The following is a 14,891-nucleotide window of genomic DNA, read 5'->3' as shown; positions in this document are numbered from 1 at the left end:
GGATGCGCGCCCATTCAGGTAAAGGCGTGGGAAGCGCGACCGGGCGGGGGCGTCAGCCGGCGGGACCCAGCGTCCCGGCGACCTCGGGCACGGCGCAGCCGCGCGCCAGCAGGCGGCGCGGCTCGACCGGGCCGGGCAGGCGCCAGCGGCACGTCCGGGCGGCGGTGAAGCCGAAGAAGCGCTCGTAATATTCCGGATCGCCGATCAGCATCAGCGCCTCGCCCAGCCCCTCGCGCGTGGCGGCGGCCAGCGCCGCCTCGGTCAGGCGGCGGCCGATGCCGGACTGCTGCATGTCGGGTGCGACCGCCACCGGGCCGACCATCACCAATGGCCAGCCCGTGCCGGCATCGTCGGTCAGCACCACCGGCCAGCATTGGATAGAGCCGACCAGCCGGTCGCCGTCCAGCGCCGCGAAGCCCAGGGCACGAAGCGGTGCGCCGCCGCCGCGCACCTTATAGGCGGTGCGCGCCCGTCGCTCCGGCCCGAACGCCGCGTCCAGCAGTTCCTCCACCGCACCGTCCCGTTCGGGGGCCAGTGGCACGATCTCGATCATCGGCCTCATATCCTTCGCCGCGCATGATGGACCTGCGGCGGTCGGGCGCTGTAACGTCGCGCGGCACGAACACAAGCGCCGCGCATGGACGAGCGGCCGACGGGAGGGAGGAACGGCATGGCGGGGATGCGGCTCTACGACAATGGCTGGGCGCCGAGCCCGCGCCGGGTGCGCCTCTATCTGGCCGAGAAGGGGCATGGTCTCAGCGAGGCGATCGAGCGGGTGCCGGTCGACCTGCAACACGGCGGCAATCTCGCCGCCGCCTATTTGGCGGTCAATCCGCGCGGCCTGGTGCCGGCGCTGGTGCTCGCCGACGGACGCGTCATCGACGATTCCATCGCCATCTGCCGTTATGTCGAAGCGCTGCATCCCGATCCGCCGCTGTTCGGCAGCGACCCCTTCGCCATCGCCATGGTCGAGACCTGGCTGCGCCGGATCGAGGCGGAGGGCTATGCCGCTGCCGTCTATGCGCTGCGCAACGGCCATCCCGCCTTTGCTGGACGGGCGCTGCCCGGCGTGCTGGCCGGGGAGGGGGCCGCGCCGCCCCAGCTCCCCGCGCTGGTCGAGCGGGCAGGCGTGCTATGGGCGGGCTTCGTCGCCAGCCTTGATGCGCATCTGGCGGAGCGGGAGTGGATCGCGGACCGGCATTATAGCATGGCGGACATCGCCGCGCTGGTCGCGGTCGACTTCGCGCACCGGGCGCGCCTGGCGGTGCCGGAGAGCTGCGGGCATCTGCGCCGCTGGCACGCCGCCGCGACGGCCCGGCCATCGAGCGGCGCCTGACCCGCCGGCACGCCAAGCCGCTTCCCACCACGCGTGCGTCTGGTAGAGGCGCGCGGATGGAAGACAGTCTCCAGCTTCAGGTGCATGATATCGAGGTGCAGGTGCTGACCGGCATCTATTCCGAGGAAACGCACCTTCCCCAGCCGCTCCGCATCTCCCTGACCGTCGACCTCGACTGTCCACGCCGCTTCGCGCCGGACACGCCGCTCACGGCGTCGAAGAATTATATGGATCTCAAGCATGCCGCGACCACCGCGCTGCCGCCGGGGGTGCATTTCACGCTGGTCGAGGCGGTGGCCGACCATATCTGCGAGACACTGTTCCTGCAGGACGAACGCGTCCGCCGGGTCGAGGTGAAGATCGTCAAGCTCGCCATCGCGGAAGCCGGCGAGGCGATCGGCATCACCCTGGTGCGCCATCGCCGCTGACCGGCGGCTGTGCCGCGGCGGCCCCCGTCAGGCGACCGTGCGGCAGGGCCCCAGGGCACCCATCACAAAGCGGTAATCCTCCTGCGCCTGGGCGGCGTCGGCGGCGTCCAGCGCGCTCGTGCTCGTTGTCGGCAGTTCCGGCGGCAGCGCGCATGCGAGCCGGTACCAGAGCAGCGTGTCCCGTCTCGGGGCGGCGGCGGCCTCGTCGACGATCTCGCCCAGCGCCACCGACCATTGCGGCTGTTCGCCCGGTCGGCGCAGCACTGATAGCGATACCGGTCGGTGATCGGCAGTCTGCAGGAAGATCTGCGTCTCACCCTCGCCGGGCAGTGACCCGGCGACATGGAAGGCATTGCCGACGCCGGTGATCGCGGGCGGGGCATTGGGGGCGACGACCTCGGCAGCGACGGTGCGAACGCGGTCCTCCATCGCCTGGCTCCACGCCTGTTGTCCCAACGGGCCGGCAAGCTGCACCTGGTCCATGCTGCCCGCGACCGGGCGCGCGAAGACGAGCATCCGCTCCTTCTTCAACCGGGGCGGCCTGCCGCGCCAGTCGAGTGGGGCATCGACGACGTAACCGATTCGCGACGGCAAGCCCTCACGACCCCTAATCAAAGCGTTAACATCCGAATCGATATAGAATCGGGCGTGGCCCTGCGCCACATCCGCTGCCTCCGGGCCCTTGATCCGGGTGGCTGACCGGATTGTGACGGTAGCGATAACAGGAGCGGACAGGATCAGATCGGCAAGATCGGCATAGCCAAGCTCCCCGACGGGCGCGCGCGCTGGCACCGAAACGGGGCCTTGTTGCGCCGAAACGACGGCGGGCGCGACGAACAGTGCCATTGCGGCGACGGACCGAAATATGGTTGTCATGGAAGTCGGTTACAGCAGATCGGCTGAACAGCATAGAAACAACCAGCGCGTTAACGTTTGTTCGTTTGTTGCGTTGACAAAGCGTTTGCGTGCCGCAGGGCACGGCGATAGGAATTAGGGAACTGCCAAGGGTCCCGAAGGGCATTGGCGGACGATCGGGGTCCGCCGCTACGGCCGCGGCGGCGTCGATGCAGTCAAGGAGTGTGATTGCTGAATGGCCTACACTGACCAGAAGATGAGTGGGAGCAAGGTCGTCGCGATCGTGATCGTCGCGCTGATTCACGCTCTTCTCGGCTATGCGTTCGTCACCGGCCTTGCGTTTCAATACGTCAAGAAGGTGACGGGTGACCTGAACACGTTCGACGTGGAGCCGCCACCGCCGCCGCCGCCGCCGGACGAACCGCCGCCGCCGCCGCCAGACACGCCGAACCTGCCGCCGCCCCCGACCACGGTCGTGGTGCCGCCGCCGATCGTGCCTGTTCCGGTGCCTGCGCCTGCGATCAACACGTCGACGATCATCCCGCCGTCGCAGCCGACTGCGCCGCCGGCTCCGCCCGCGCCGCCAGCACCGCCTGCGCCGCCGGCCGCGCCCGTGGTCAGCAAGGCCGCCGGGGCCAAGGGCGATCCCGCGCAATGGGTCACGACGGACGACTATCCGCCAAGCTCCCTGCGCGCCGAGGAAGAAGGCACGACTGCCATCGCCTGGGACATCAATGCCCAGGGCCGCGTGGAGAACTGCCGCGTCACCTCGTCCAGCGGGTCCGCCGCGCTCGATCGCGCCGCCTGCGCCGCGATCACCCGTCGCGGACGTTACCAGCCGGCCCTCGACCAGAGCGGTAACCCGATCCGTTCGAGCTCGTCGCGTCGCGTGACGTGGAAGATCCCGCCGAGCTAAACGGCTCGCGCCCGCCCAACACACAGTATATGATTTAGCCAGAGGACAACCTAGATGCTCACCACCATTCTCGCCGCCGGCGGCGCGGCCGCCGCCCAGGGCGACAACCCGTACGGCCTCCAGCAGGCGCTCAAGGAAGGCGGTCTCATCTCGCAGACCGTGTTCGCGATCCTGGTGCTGATGTCGGTCGTCTCGTTCTACATCCTGTTCTCGAAGCTGTTCGAGCAGCAGAAGCTGATCAACCAGGCCAAGCGCGTGCGCCAGGGCTTCTGGTCGGCGAACAGCCTTCGCGAGGGTTCGGCCAAGCTCGAGAAGAACTCGGCCTACAAGCAGATCGTCGACGACGGTCTGGCCGCGCAGGAGCAGCATTCGAAGCTGACCGATCCGGTCGAGGCGCATGACTGGCTGCACGGTTCGCTGGCGCGTTCGGAAGCCGCGATCAACTCGAAGCTGGGTGGCGGTCTCGCCTTCCTCGCGACGGTGGGTTCGGTGTCGCCGTTCATCGGTCTGTTCGGTACGGTTATCGGCATCTACCGCGCACTGGTGAAGATCGGTGCGTCGGGTCAGGCGTCGATCGACAAGGTCGCGGGTCCGGTCGGCGAAGCGCTGATCATGACCGCACTCGGCCTGGTCGTCGCGGTTCCCGCGGTGCTCTCGTACAACTGGCTGCAGCGCCGCAACAAGTCGATCGCGGAGGACTTGTCGGCCTTCTCGAACGACGTGCTGGGCTTCCTGGCCTCGAACGGCGCGGTTCGCCCGACGCACGGCACCGTCGGCGCCGCCAAGGCGCCAGTGAAGCCGACCACGACCGCCGGCCAGACCGGTGGCGTGCCGCGCGCCAACTAAGACGCAAGAAAGACGGGGCGGCTGTCGTCGGTGGCCCCGTTTTCCTTCCACCGGCGGTTTCCGGTGGCGATTACATGGGATAGGATAGTTCGCACATGGCGATGAGTGTTGGTGGCGATTCCACCGAGAAATCGATATCGGACATCAATACGACGCCGCTCGTCGACGTCATGCTTGTGCTCCTGATCATTTTCCTGGTGACGACGACCGTCGCCGTCCAGGCAGTGCAGCTGAAGTTGCCGGATGTCCGTTTCGATCCGACGACGACCAAGCCCGAGAACGTCTCGCTGTCGGTGACGACCAATCCCGATGGCAGCTGCGCGGTCTATTGGGGCCTGTCGCGCGTCACGTCGACCGAACTGCTCGATCGCGGTGTGGCCAAGCTGAAGGCCGAGATCGATCGCCAGGGTGGTCCGGGTGCCGCTGGTCTCGAACTGCCCGAGGCGCATATCCGTGGTGATGTGAACACCCCGTATAAGTGCATCGGCGGCACGATCTACACGATGCAGCGCGCCGGCTTCGCCCGTGTCGGCTTCATCTCCGAGCCGCCCGCCATCGGCACCACTGATCGCTGATCGCTCGGACGTATTTAGGAGTAGCATGACATGGCAATGAGCGGCGGCAAAGAAGAAGACGGCCCGATGATGGAAATGAACATGACGCCGTTGATCGACGTCCTGCTCGTTCTCCTCATCATGTTCATCATCACCATCCCGATCCAGACGCATGCCGTGAAGGTCGATCTTCCGCAGAACTCGAAGACCCCGGCGAACCCGGTCGACTCGCAGAAGAACAAGATCACCATCGACGCGGCGGGCACGGTCGCCTGGAACGGCTCACCCGTGGACGAGGTGACGCTGCGCCAGTATCTTGACCAGTCGGCGGCGATGAACCCCGAGCCGGAACTCCACTTCCAGCCCGCGCCTGACGCGCGCTACGAAGTCGTCGACAAGACGCTGGCCGTGGTCAAGCGGTCCGCGATCACCAAGCTCGGCTTCATCGGCAACGAGCAGTATCGCAACGACTTCTGATCGTTTGATCCTGCTGGAACGATGCCAGGCGGCCCTTCGGGGTCGCCTTTTTTTGTGCCCGTCGTCGATCGGCGAGGGCGGCGGCCGCAGCGTTGCGGAATGGCACAGGCCCATCGTCTCGACCCGGACCTTTCGGGCTTGCGTGCGGTTCACAGAAGTGACACATCAGAGTCATAAAAGTGAAACATCACGTTGATGGTCACGGGATTGGGAGATGGATGATGCGCAAGCTGCTGATGTCCTCGCTGGTGCTGGCCACGGTGGCGGAGTCGGCCATGGCCACCACGCCGACTGGCTATATGGCGATCGCGGCCGGCAATCTGAAAAAGGCGGAGGCGACGCTGTCGGCAGCGCAGCGTTCGGGCACGGCGACGCCGGAGGTGCTGCTCAACCTCGCGGCGATCTACCAGCAGACCGGTCGTACGGCCGAGGCGCGTTCGCTCTACGCTGCCGTGCTCGATACGCCCGACGTCCAGATGGACCTTGCCTCTGGCGCGACCGCCGGCTCGCATCAGGTGGCGCAGCGCGGACTGGCCCGCTTGACGCCGATGGCGATCGCAACGCGATAGCCGGGGACGGCGGGGCTGGAAGCGGTACCCGCCAATCGGTCGGCCGGTGAGCGGCTGTCAACGGCCGGGGAACCGGCCGCGACGGGCGACGGCATCGAGAGCAGTGAGCCGATAGGCTTGAACAGAAGCGTGCGTGCGACGCCGCCGACTCGTCCCACCTGGCGATCACCGCGTCATCGACGTTCGGCAGGAATCCCGGCGTCCCCGGTCTGGCGATGGAGGCCGATGGGGGAGCGCGACCTTGAAGAGGTCACCATCGCCGTCCTGTGCGCGCTGGCGCTCAGGGGCGGGCGAACCGCAGCGCTGTCCCGCTTCAACCGGCGCGCCCACGTCCTCCGGAGCACAAGGCCGCGCGCGGATCAGGCGCATGTCCATAGAGGTTGCGCTGCCGTCGCTCCGTAGGCTGCGAACGCCCGCCGTGCGTTCTCGCGGGGTCTTCCGCGCTACCTCCGATTAAGGCCCGTGTCGTGCCCCGGCATTCTGGCTCACAGAGGCGCGACGGCGTCCCGTCAGCGAAGCCGCTCGATCGCCTGGGCGAGCGCCACATAGAGCTTGCCCATGTCCGAGGACAGGAGCGTGACGCCCAGCGGCGACCCCTCGGCCTGTGCCAGGATCATGCGAAGCATCGCCTCGAAATCGTGGATGTAGCGATTGACCTGTTCGCGGAAGCCGGTGTCGCGGTCATAGAGGTCGACCACGGCCGCGGCTTGGCTGGCGTCGAGCAGACGCACGGCGCGGCGGGTGAAGACGCCGCGATCCCCCTTCAGATAGGCGGCCCAGGCGCTGTCGGCGATATCCGGCGCGAAGGCTCGGGTGATGTCGATCGAGGCCGAGTTGAGCTGCTCGATCAGGGTCGCCACCCGCCGGGTCAGCATGTCCTTCTCTGCAGTCTCACGCTCTTGCCGGGCCTCGACGATGCGACTCTCCACCCGTTCTGACTGCTCGGCGATGGTGTCGACCTGTGCGGCCAGCCGTTCCGTCGCCTGCGTGGCCGCCTCGACAGCCAGACGTGTGGCGTCGGTGATCGAATCGACCTGCCGTACCACGGTGTCGCCGGTCACCCGCCGCATCGTCTCGGCCGCGGCCTCGCCGAGCGCCGCGGCGGCTTGCGGGATCACCGCGACCAACGCCGCGCGCGCGCGCTCCGCCGCCAGTTCGGCCGTGTCGCGTACCCGCTCCAGCGCGTCGAGCAACTGCGGCGCGGCCTCGCCCGCGAAACGCTGCGTTCGCTCCAGCGTCGCCGCGACGGTATCGTCCAATGCGGCGAGCTGATCGCGCCCCTGGCCCAGCGTCGCCGCCAGGCCGGTGCCGAGTTCGTCCAGCACGCGGCGCTGCGTGGCGATGACATCGGCGATCGCCTCGATCGCGTCGTGCGTGCTTTCCGCCGCGGTGACCAGGGCGAGCAGTTCCGGCTTGGCCTGCGCGACGACCGAGCGACTCGCGCCGATCCGCCCGTCCAGCCGGTCGAGCGCGTCGGGCAGGGTCTCATCGATCTCGCGCGCCGCCGCGTCGAGCGCCACCAGCAGCGTTTCGGTGGTGCCGATCGTGCGCGTCGCCATCGCCTCGCCGGCCTTCAGCGCCTCGGTCATCGCGTCGGCGGAGCCGCCGAGCGCGCTGATCGAGGCGGCCAGACGTTGCGAGCGCTGCTCGCCCTGGTCCTGCAGGGCGGCCATGCGGTGTTCCACCGCATCAATCGCGGCGTGCAGCCCGGCGATCATCGCATCGCCCGCACCCGCCTGTCCCTCGAACCGCCCGGCGATATGGTCGACCGCGCGATCGATCGTCTCCAGCCGCTCGGCCATGGCCTCCGTGCTGGCCTCGCCGGCGACCGCCAAGGTGGCGCGGGCCTGCTCCAGCCGGCCCTCGATCGCGTCGATCTGCCGGGCGAGCAGCGACGCGCCGTCCCGCGCGCTCGCCTCCAGCGCGGCCTGATGCGTCCCGAGCGTCACCAGCATCGCCTCGCCTTGCGCGCCGAGCGCGGCATGGGCGTCGCGAAGTCGGGCGTCGACCTGATCGGCCTGATGCTCCAGCCGCCCGGCGCCGTCGCGCGCGCTCGCCTCCAGCGCGTCCTGATGGGCGCGCAGCGCCTGGACCATCGCCTCGCCTTGCGCCGCCAGCGTGGCGCGCGCCTGGTCGGCGGCTTCGGCCATGGCCTGTCCCTGGCGGGCAAGCGCGGCGGCGGTGTCCCGCGCGCCGTCGTCGAGCTGCGCCTGGTGTGCCACGAGCGCGGCCACCAGCGCCTCGCCCTCCGCGGCAAGGCTGGCGCGGGCCTGCTCGACCGACTGCTCGGTGCGGGCGATAAGCGAGTCAACCGTCGTCGCCATCGTCGCCCCGGCGCGATCGAGGCGCAGGCCGACGCCGTCGCTCGCCTCGGCGATGCGGGCGATGTTCGCGGCCAGCCGCTCGGCGGCGGTGGTGGCGACCACATCGGCCTCGTGCGCGCGGTCGGCCAGGGCGGAGAGCTGCGCATCCAGCGCGGCGACCTGCGCGGCGGCGGACAGGCCGGCCTGGTCGATGCGGCGGCCGATGTCCTCGCTGTCGGCGCGGGCGGTGGGGATGGCCGCGAGCAGGTCGGCGACTGAGCCGCGCGCCATGTCGGCCGCATCCGCCAGGCGGTGGGCATGGGCATCGGCGCGCTCGATCTCGCCGGCCAGCGCCCGGCCGATCGTCTCCAGCCGGGCGGCGGCGGCATCGCCGGTATGGGCGAGCGCGGCGAGCTGGTCGTTCAGATGGGCGCGCTGCACGTCGATATGGCGGGATAGCGCCGCGATCCGGTCCTCCAGCGCCGCCGCCTCCGCCCGCATCGCGCGCGAGGTCTGGCCGAAGCGATGCGCCTCGGCGCGGCTGGTGCGCTGCGCCAGCAGCCACAGGATGCCGACCAGCGCCGGCGCCACGCACAGCGCGGTCGCGATCTGCACCGCCTGGATCGGCGAGAGGGTCGTCAGCTGGCCACGGACCAGCCACAGGATCCCGGCATCGAGCAGGAGGGCCGCACCCAGCGCCACCGGCCCCGTCCAGCCACGCGCCGCCGCCTGTTCCGGCTGTTCGACGACGAGTTCGAGCACCTCGGGCTGTCCGCGCGGCTCCTCGGGTCGTCGCGGCCAGAGGTCATGGCCTGAATCCATCGGCGCGCCCATCAACGATCCCCCATCATGACCATGGTGTACCATCTTTACCGGCCCGCGACACCCCGTCGCAATATCTCGTTAAGTGTCTGCGTCTACGGGCGAACCATGGCTTATGATCCTGGAGCGATCGATGCGGCGCTGGCGGCGGCGGTGGGTGACGAACCCGCGCTGATCGCCGAATTGCGGCTCGCCTTCCTCGACGGCGTGACTCGCGCCTGCACGCAATTGGCGGCGGCGGAGACGGTGGAGCAATGGCGCACAGCGGCGGCCCGGTTGCGGGGCCTGTCCGCCAGCTTCGGCGCGGTACGGCTGATGGGGCTGGCGGCGCTGGCGGCGGAGGCGCGGCCGGGCGATCCCGACCTGCTCGCCAAGATCCGCCGGGCCGTCGACGCGCTGTAGGTCGGTTGGCCGCCTCTTGCATCCCGCCGCCGGAGCCTTAACAGCCGGTGGCTATGCTTGCCGGCCTTCTCTTCGCTCAACAGGACGCCGACGACCGGCCGGGACAGCTGACAGCGACGCTTCCGTTCGGGGGCGTCACGATCATCGAATATCAGGCGCGCCTGCTGATCGCGGCGGGGGCGGCGCAACTGGTGGTGGTGGTCGGGCGGCTGACCCCGGAACTGCTCGGCGCGCTGGGCCGGATCAGCAAGCGCGGCATCGCGGTCGACGCGGTGCGCTCCGCGGTCGAGGCATCGGCGAAATTCCATCCGCTGGCCCGGATCGTCATGCTCGCCGATGGCCTGATCACCACGCAGGAGGTGATCGATCGCTTCGCCGAGGAGGGCAGCGATGCGCTGCTCGTGGTGCCCGACGCGACCGCACCGACCCGCTACGAACGGCTGGGCGGCAGCACCGCCTGGGCCGGCGTCGCCCGGCTCGATGCGCGGCGGATCGCCGATGTTGCCGCGCTGCCCCAGGATTACGACCTGCAGTCCACCGCGCTGCGGCTCGCCGATCAGGGGCGCGCCGCCCATGTGCCGCTAGCGGAGGCGATGCTGCGCGACGGCCATGGCATCGAGCATAGCAGCGCCGCGCTGGCGGTGCGGGGCAAGGCGGTGCTGGCCGCCACCGTCGCCGACCGACGCAACTGGTTCAACGCCATCGTGCTGGCGCCGCTCGCCCGGGCGCTGGTGCCCCGGTTGATCGAGCGCCGGGCGGGCACCACCGGCATCGCGCTGGGCGGCGCGGGGCTGGGCGTGGTCGGCGCGGCGCTGACGCTGGGCGGGATGACGCGAGGCGGCCTGATCGTCGCGCTGGTCGGCTGCCTGTTGATGGGGCTGGGCCGCACATTGGCGATCCTGCGCGACGAAGCGGCGCTGGTGCGTGCGCAGACCATCGGCATCGCCGCCGTGCCCGCGCTCGCCACGCTGGCGCTGGGCCTGACCCTGGGCATGGCGCAAGGCCAGGCGGTCGGCCTGGTCGGGGCATTGGCGATCCTGTATCTGGGCGGTCTCGGCGAGCGGGCGATCCAGCGATCGCGCCGGCGTCCCTGGTGGGGCGGGCCGCCCGCCTATCTGCTGTTGCAGGCCGGATCGACCCTAATTGGGACACCCCTCTCAGGTGTGGCGTTGACAGTCGCCTACGCTGCATCAACGCTGGCGGCTGCTGTGGAGGCCCTGCGCCGCCACGCTTAAAACGTCATTAACTTCAATCCGGTTATTCATCAGCGACAATGTCGGCAGGTCCAGACGTGAACGCCCGTGGGACATGGTCCCCGGATGCGCTTGCCGTTCGCGCGGCACGAGCCGGCATGCGGGCGGAGCATAGGCTGCGCGAGTCGATCGACGATCTGTTCCTTCCCGATCAGGCCCGACTGGGCGATCGTACCCGGCTGACCTTGCGCCAGATGCTGCGCACGCTGGTCGAGACGATCGCCCGCGACCTGCGCAGCCACGCCGCCGCTTCGCTCGCCGGACGGGGGGCGGCGATCCTGGCGGCGGACGATCAGGTGTTCGACCGTCTGATCCGGTCCGGGCTGCTCCGCGACGGCGCGCTCGTCGCGGAGCTGATCGCGCGCGTGCGCCAGGACCTGATCGGGCAGGCGCTGCCGATCGCGGTCGGATCGCCGGACATGCCCAGCCTGCTGGTGCAACTGGCGACGTCCGCCGATGGCGAGGTGGCCCGGGCGGCGCAGGCGCTGCTCGCTGCCGACAGCCGGCGTCGCGCCGCGCTGGAACGGGGGGAAATGGCGGATGTCGATCTGCCGCCGGCCTTGCGGACCGAGCTGGTCTGGTTGGTGGCGGCGGCGATCCGTGACGGTGACGAGCCCGAGATCGACCAGGCGCTGGTGGCGGCCTCCGACCATCGGCTCGCCGTCCGGGCCGAGACGCCGGGTGCGGAGGCTGCGGCGATGACGCTGGCGCGGGCGATCGACGCCCGGATCGATGAACGCGCCATGCTGCTGCTCGATGCGCTGGGCGATCGCCGACTCGGCCTGTTCATCGCGGTCATCGCGCACGGCCTGCGCCTTTCGGCAGACCAGGTCCGCGCGATCGTGCTGGAGCCGGATGGGGACCGGCTGTGGCTGGCGCTGCGCGCCCTGGAACTGGATCGCGGCGTCATCGCGCAGATCGGCCTGGCGCTGGCCGATGCCGACCCGGCGCGCGATATCGAGGCGCTGGCGGACCAGCTGGACGCCATCGCCGCGGTGCCGGCTGCGGCGGCGCGGTCGGCGCTGGCCCCGCTCGCGCTGCCCCGCGACTTTCGCCGGGCGATCGCCGCGGTGACGCACCGGCCACGGGAATTGGGCTGGGGCGGGAACACGGATGGAGCCTGGGCGGGCGCGTGGCGGTGAACGCGATGCGCATTGCCGTCGCTCCGGTCGCCAGCGCCCGTGTCGACGCGGAAGGACTGCTGCTGTCGGCCGACCCGGCGATCCTGGGGTTGAACGGCCGGTCGGGCGGGGCGCTGCACCGGCCGCTGGCGGTGCCGCAGATCGCGGTGGTGGCGAGACTGGCCGGCCGGCTGCGGATCGCCGTCCAGCGTCGCGTGACGATCGCCGATGGCGAGCATGACCTGGAGCTTTGGGTGCGTGCGCAGCCCGACGGGCACTTGGCGATCAGCGGCTGGGCGGAGACGCCCCGCTGGCGCGCCGCGCCCGACCCGCTGCCGCCGGTCGCGCCCCCCGGCGCCTGGACGTGGGAGACCGATGCGTCGCTGCGCCTGACCTTCATCGCGCCGGATAGCGGCATGACGGGCGGGGATGGGGCATTCGCGATGCTCGGCCGGCCGCTGACCAGCCTCTTCGGCTTCGACGAGGGGGCGGGCGGCGTGATGCCGATCCTGGACGCGCTCGCCCGGCGGCGACCCTTGCGCGCGCAACCCGCGACGCTGCGCTCCGGCGGCGCGCCGCTGATGCTGTCAGCCGAGGTGCGGCTGGACCAGATGGGCGGTTTCGCCGGCCTGTCCGGCATGGCCGAGCCGGTGGCCATGGCTGGGCCCGCCGCGGCCGAGGAGCTCTCGGACGGCTTCACTGCCGGACTGGACCGGGCGCTGCGCACCCCGCTCGCGCGGATCGTCGCCAATGCCGATTCGATTCAGGCGGAGGCGGACGGGCCGATCGCGCGCGATTACGCCGATTATGCCGCCGACATCGCCACTGCCGGCCGGCACCTGATGGAACTGGTCGACGACCTGGTCGACCTGCAGGCGATCGAGCGGCCGGATTTCGCGCCCGAGATCGAGCCGATCGACCTGGCCGATGTCGCCCGCCGCGCCGCCGGCCTGCTCGCGGTGCGTGCCGATCATGCCGGGGTGATCCTCGACCGGCCGGACCTGGACGAACATGCGGCGGCGAAGGGCGACTTCCGACGCTGCCTCCAGATCGTCGTCAACCTGATCGGCAACGCCATCCGCTATTCGCCGCAGGGCGAGCGGGTGTTCGTGACCGCGATGATCATCAACGATCGCGCCTGCGTGACCGTCGCCGACCATGGCAAGGGGATCGCCGAGGAGGATCAGGCGCGCATCTTCGAGAAGTTCGAGCGGATCGACGCGAGCGAGCCGGGCGGCAACGGCCTTGGCCTGTTCATCGCCCGCCGGCTGGCGCGCGCGATGGGCGGCGACCTGACCGTGGCGAGCGCACCGGGCGAAGGCGCGCTGTTCACGCTGGCCCTGCCGATCGGATAACGCCGATCGGATTGGGGGCGGGACCTTCGCGCACTTGCGGTCCATGGGTCGCCCGGGCTTGTGTGCGCGCTCTCGCAGGAGCAGTCCGGATCTCAGCCGATATCTTGTGGGAGCGGGATCGGCCGGAGCCGGACCGTCACCGCCGGGGCAGGCGCCGCGCGACCAGCAGCAGGATCAGTCCCGCCACCGCCAGCGCGGCGCCGTAATCGGCCCATTGCGTCCGGTCGAGCATCGGGCTCCACCGGGGCCAATGGACATAGCCCAGCCCCTGGCCGATCCACAGAAACCCCATCACGGCGAGTGCCAGGCCGAGGAGCAGGAGGATCGGACGCAGGGTCTTCATGGCCGGATCAGCGCCGGGGAATCAGCGCTGGTCGAGACCGACATACGGACGCTGCGCCGGGCCGGTATAGAGCTGGCGCGGGCGGCCGATCTTCTGGTCGGGATCGGTGATCATCTCGTTCCACTGAGCGACCCAGCCGACGGTGCGGGCGAGCGCGAACAGCACGGTGAACATCTCGGTCGGGAAGCCGATCGCCGACAGGATGATGCCCGAATAGAAGTCGACGTTCGGGAACAGCTTCTTCTCGACGAAATAGGGATCGTTCAGCGCGATCTCCTCCAGCCGCAGCGCCGTCTCGAAAACCGGATCGCTGACCTTCAGCGAGTCGAACACCTCGCGCACGGTCTTCTGCATCACCGTCGCGCGCGGGTCGTAGTTCTTGTAGACGCGGTGGCCAAAGCCCATCAGGCGGAACGGATCGTTCTTGTCCTTGGCGCGGGCGATGAACTCCGGAATGCGGTCCGGCGTGCCGATCTCGCGCAGCATGTTGAGCGCCGCCTCGTTGGCGCCGCCATGCGCCGGGCCCCACAGGCAGGCGATGCCCGCCGCGATGCAGGCGAAGGGGTTCGCGCCCGACGAACCGGCGAGACGCACGGTCGAGGTCGAGGCGTTCTGCTCGTGATCGGCATGGAGGATGAAGATGCGGTCCATCGCCTTTTCGACGACCGGGTTCACCTCATAGGGCTCGGCCGGCACGCCGAACGTCATGCGCAGGAAATTGCCCGTATAGGACAGCGAATTGTCCGGATAGAGGAAAGGCTGGCCGACGCTGTACTTATAGGCCATCGCGGCGATCGTCGGGATCTTGGCGATCAGGCGGTGCGAGGCGATGGTGCGCTGCACCGGATCGTGGATGTCGGTCGAATCGTGATAGAAGGCCGACAGCGCGCCGACCACGCCGCACATGATCGCCATCGGGTGCGCATCGCGACGGAAACCGCGGAAGAAGGCCGCAAGCTGCTCGTGCACCATGGTGTGGCGGGTGATGGTGGTGCTGAAGCCGGCCAGCTCCTCCTTGGTCGGCAGCTCGCCGTTCAGGAGCAGATAGGCGACTTCCATGAAGCTGGACTGTTCGGCCAGTTCGCCGATCGCGTAGCCGCGGTGGAGCAGCACGCCCTCGTCGCCGTCGATATAGGTCAGCGTCGACTGGCAGGACGCGGTCGAGGTGAAGCCCGGGTCGTAGGTGAAGGCGCTGGTCTGGCCGTACATCTTGCGGATGTCGACCACGTCCGGGCCGATCGTGCCCGTCAGTACCGGATAGTCAAAGTCCTTGCCGCCAATCGAAAGCTTCGCTGCGTCAGTCATGATCGT

The 14,891-nt window shown here is 69.6% G+C and carries 16 protein-coding genes; 11 read left to right on the top strand and 5 right to left on the bottom strand.

Annotated features, from left to right (window positions below; translation table 11 throughout):
• Positions 1–52 precede the first annotated feature (52 nt).
• Positions 53–553, bottom strand: coding sequence for a GNAT family N-acetyltransferase (locus GGQ96_RS01975; RefSeq protein ID WP_184111014.1), 501 nt, complete (start codon positions 551–553; stop codon positions 53–55).
• A 117-nt stretch (positions 554–670) separates the two neighbouring features.
• On the opposite strand from GGQ96_RS01975, the gene GGQ96_RS01970 reads away from it, so the two are divergent.
• Both GGQ96_RS01970 and GGQ96_RS01965 read left to right on the top strand, forming a co-directional pair.
• Entirely contained in the window at positions 671–1,336 is a 666-nt protein-coding gene (locus GGQ96_RS01970) for a glutathione S-transferase family protein (protein WP_246360009.1), read from the top strand.
• A 56-nt stretch (positions 1,337–1,392) separates the two neighbouring features.
• On the top strand, positions 1,393–1,764 hold the full coding sequence (locus GGQ96_RS01965) for a dihydroneopterin aldolase (RefSeq protein ID WP_184111012.1): 372 nt from the start codon (positions 1,393–1,395) through the stop codon (positions 1,762–1,764).
• Positions 1,765–1,791: 27 nt separating this feature from the next.
• Here GGQ96_RS01965 and GGQ96_RS01960 read toward each other — a convergent pair whose 3' ends face one another.
• Positions 1,792–2,610 carry a hypothetical protein gene (locus GGQ96_RS01960; protein WP_246360008.1) on the bottom strand — a complete coding sequence of 273 codons (819 nt, stop codon included), beginning with the start codon at positions 2,608–2,610 and terminating at the stop codon, positions 1,792–1,794.
• A gap of 244 nt (positions 2,611–2,854) precedes the next feature.
• Between GGQ96_RS01960 and GGQ96_RS01955 the strand changes: the two genes are divergently transcribed.
• The 5 genes from GGQ96_RS01955 to GGQ96_RS01935 all read left to right on the top strand — a co-directional run bounded on the left by GGQ96_RS01955 (position 2,855) and on the right by GGQ96_RS01935 (position 5,981).
• Positions 2,855–3,535 carry a TonB family protein gene (locus tag GGQ96_RS01955; protein WP_184111008.1) on the top strand — a complete coding sequence of 227 codons (681 nt, stop codon included), beginning with the start codon at positions 2,855–2,857 and terminating at the stop codon, positions 3,533–3,535.
• Between the two features lie 54 nt (positions 3,536–3,589).
• Positions 3,590–4,381: a MotA/TolQ/ExbB proton channel family protein gene (locus GGQ96_RS01950; RefSeq protein ID WP_184111006.1), complete on the top strand. Its 792-nt coding sequence runs from the start codon at positions 3,590–3,592 to the stop codon at positions 4,379–4,381.
• Positions 4,382–4,476: 95 nt separating this feature from the next.
• Entirely contained in the window at positions 4,477–4,956 is a 480-nt protein-coding gene (locus tag GGQ96_RS01945) for an ExbD/TolR family protein (RefSeq protein ID WP_184111004.1), read from the top strand.
• Positions 4,957–4,986: 30 nt separating this feature from the next.
• Positions 4,987–5,412: an ExbD/TolR family protein gene (locus tag GGQ96_RS01940; protein WP_425506682.1), complete on the top strand. Its 426-nt coding sequence runs from the start codon at positions 4,987–4,989 to the stop codon at positions 5,410–5,412.
• A 221-nt stretch (positions 5,413–5,633) separates the two neighbouring features.
• Complete coding sequence (locus tag GGQ96_RS01935) at positions 5,634–5,981, top strand: tetratricopeptide repeat protein (protein ID WP_184111002.1); 348 nt, start codon at positions 5,634–5,636, stop codon at positions 5,979–5,981.
• Positions 5,982–6,490: 509 nt separating this feature from the next.
• Here GGQ96_RS01935 and GGQ96_RS01930 read toward each other — a convergent pair.
• A complete protein-coding gene (locus tag GGQ96_RS01930) occupies positions 6,491–9,118 on the bottom strand; it encodes a coiled-coil domain-containing protein (protein ID WP_184111000.1) in 2,628 nt (875 codons plus the stop codon).
• Positions 9,119–9,214: 96 nt separating this feature from the next.
• Between GGQ96_RS01930 and GGQ96_RS01925 the strand changes: the two genes are divergently transcribed.
• From GGQ96_RS01925 to GGQ96_RS01910, 4 genes are all read left to right on the top strand, one after another.
• On the top strand, positions 9,215–9,508 hold the full coding sequence (locus tag GGQ96_RS01925; protein ID WP_184110998.1) for an Hpt domain-containing protein: 294 nt from the start codon (positions 9,215–9,217) through the stop codon (positions 9,506–9,508).
• Between the two features lie 53 nt (positions 9,509–9,561).
• Positions 9,562–10,743 carry a glycosyltransferase family protein gene (locus GGQ96_RS01920; protein WP_184110996.1) on the top strand — a complete coding sequence of 394 codons (1,182 nt, stop codon included), beginning with the start codon at positions 9,562–9,564 and terminating at the stop codon, positions 10,741–10,743.
• 116 nt (positions 10,744–10,859) lie between these two features.
• Positions 10,860–11,903: a hypothetical protein gene (locus tag GGQ96_RS01915; protein ID WP_184110994.1), complete on the top strand. Its 1,044-nt coding sequence runs from the start codon at positions 10,860–10,862 to the stop codon at positions 11,901–11,903.
• Positions 11,904–11,908: 5 nt separating this feature from the next.
• Positions 11,909–13,237 carry a sensor histidine kinase gene (locus tag GGQ96_RS01910; protein WP_184110992.1) on the top strand — a complete coding sequence of 443 codons (1,329 nt, stop codon included), beginning with the start codon at positions 11,909–11,911 and terminating at the stop codon, positions 13,235–13,237.
• A gap of 136 nt (positions 13,238–13,373) precedes the next feature.
• Here GGQ96_RS01910 and GGQ96_RS01905 read toward each other — a convergent pair whose 3' ends face one another.
• Both GGQ96_RS01905 and GGQ96_RS01900 read right to left on the bottom strand, forming a co-directional pair.
• A complete protein-coding gene (locus GGQ96_RS01905; RefSeq protein ID WP_184110990.1) occupies positions 13,374–13,580 on the bottom strand; it encodes a hypothetical protein in 207 nt (68 codons plus the stop codon).
• Positions 13,581–13,601: 21 nt separating this feature from the next.
• Positions 13,602–14,885 (bottom strand): citrate synthase, encoded by a 1,284-nt coding sequence (locus GGQ96_RS01900; protein WP_184110988.1) that lies wholly within the window; start codon positions 14,883–14,885, stop codon positions 13,602–13,604.
• Positions 14,886–14,891 lie beyond the last annotated feature (6 nt).

The sequence above is a fragment of the Sphingomonas abaci genome (assembly GCF_014199625.1).
Classification (GTDB): domain Bacteria; phylum Pseudomonadota; class Alphaproteobacteria; order Sphingomonadales; family Sphingomonadaceae; genus Sphingomonas; species Sphingomonas abaci.
The sequence above is the reverse complement of the archived record's forward strand: the minus strand, read 5'-3'. Positions and strand labels throughout refer to the sequence as shown.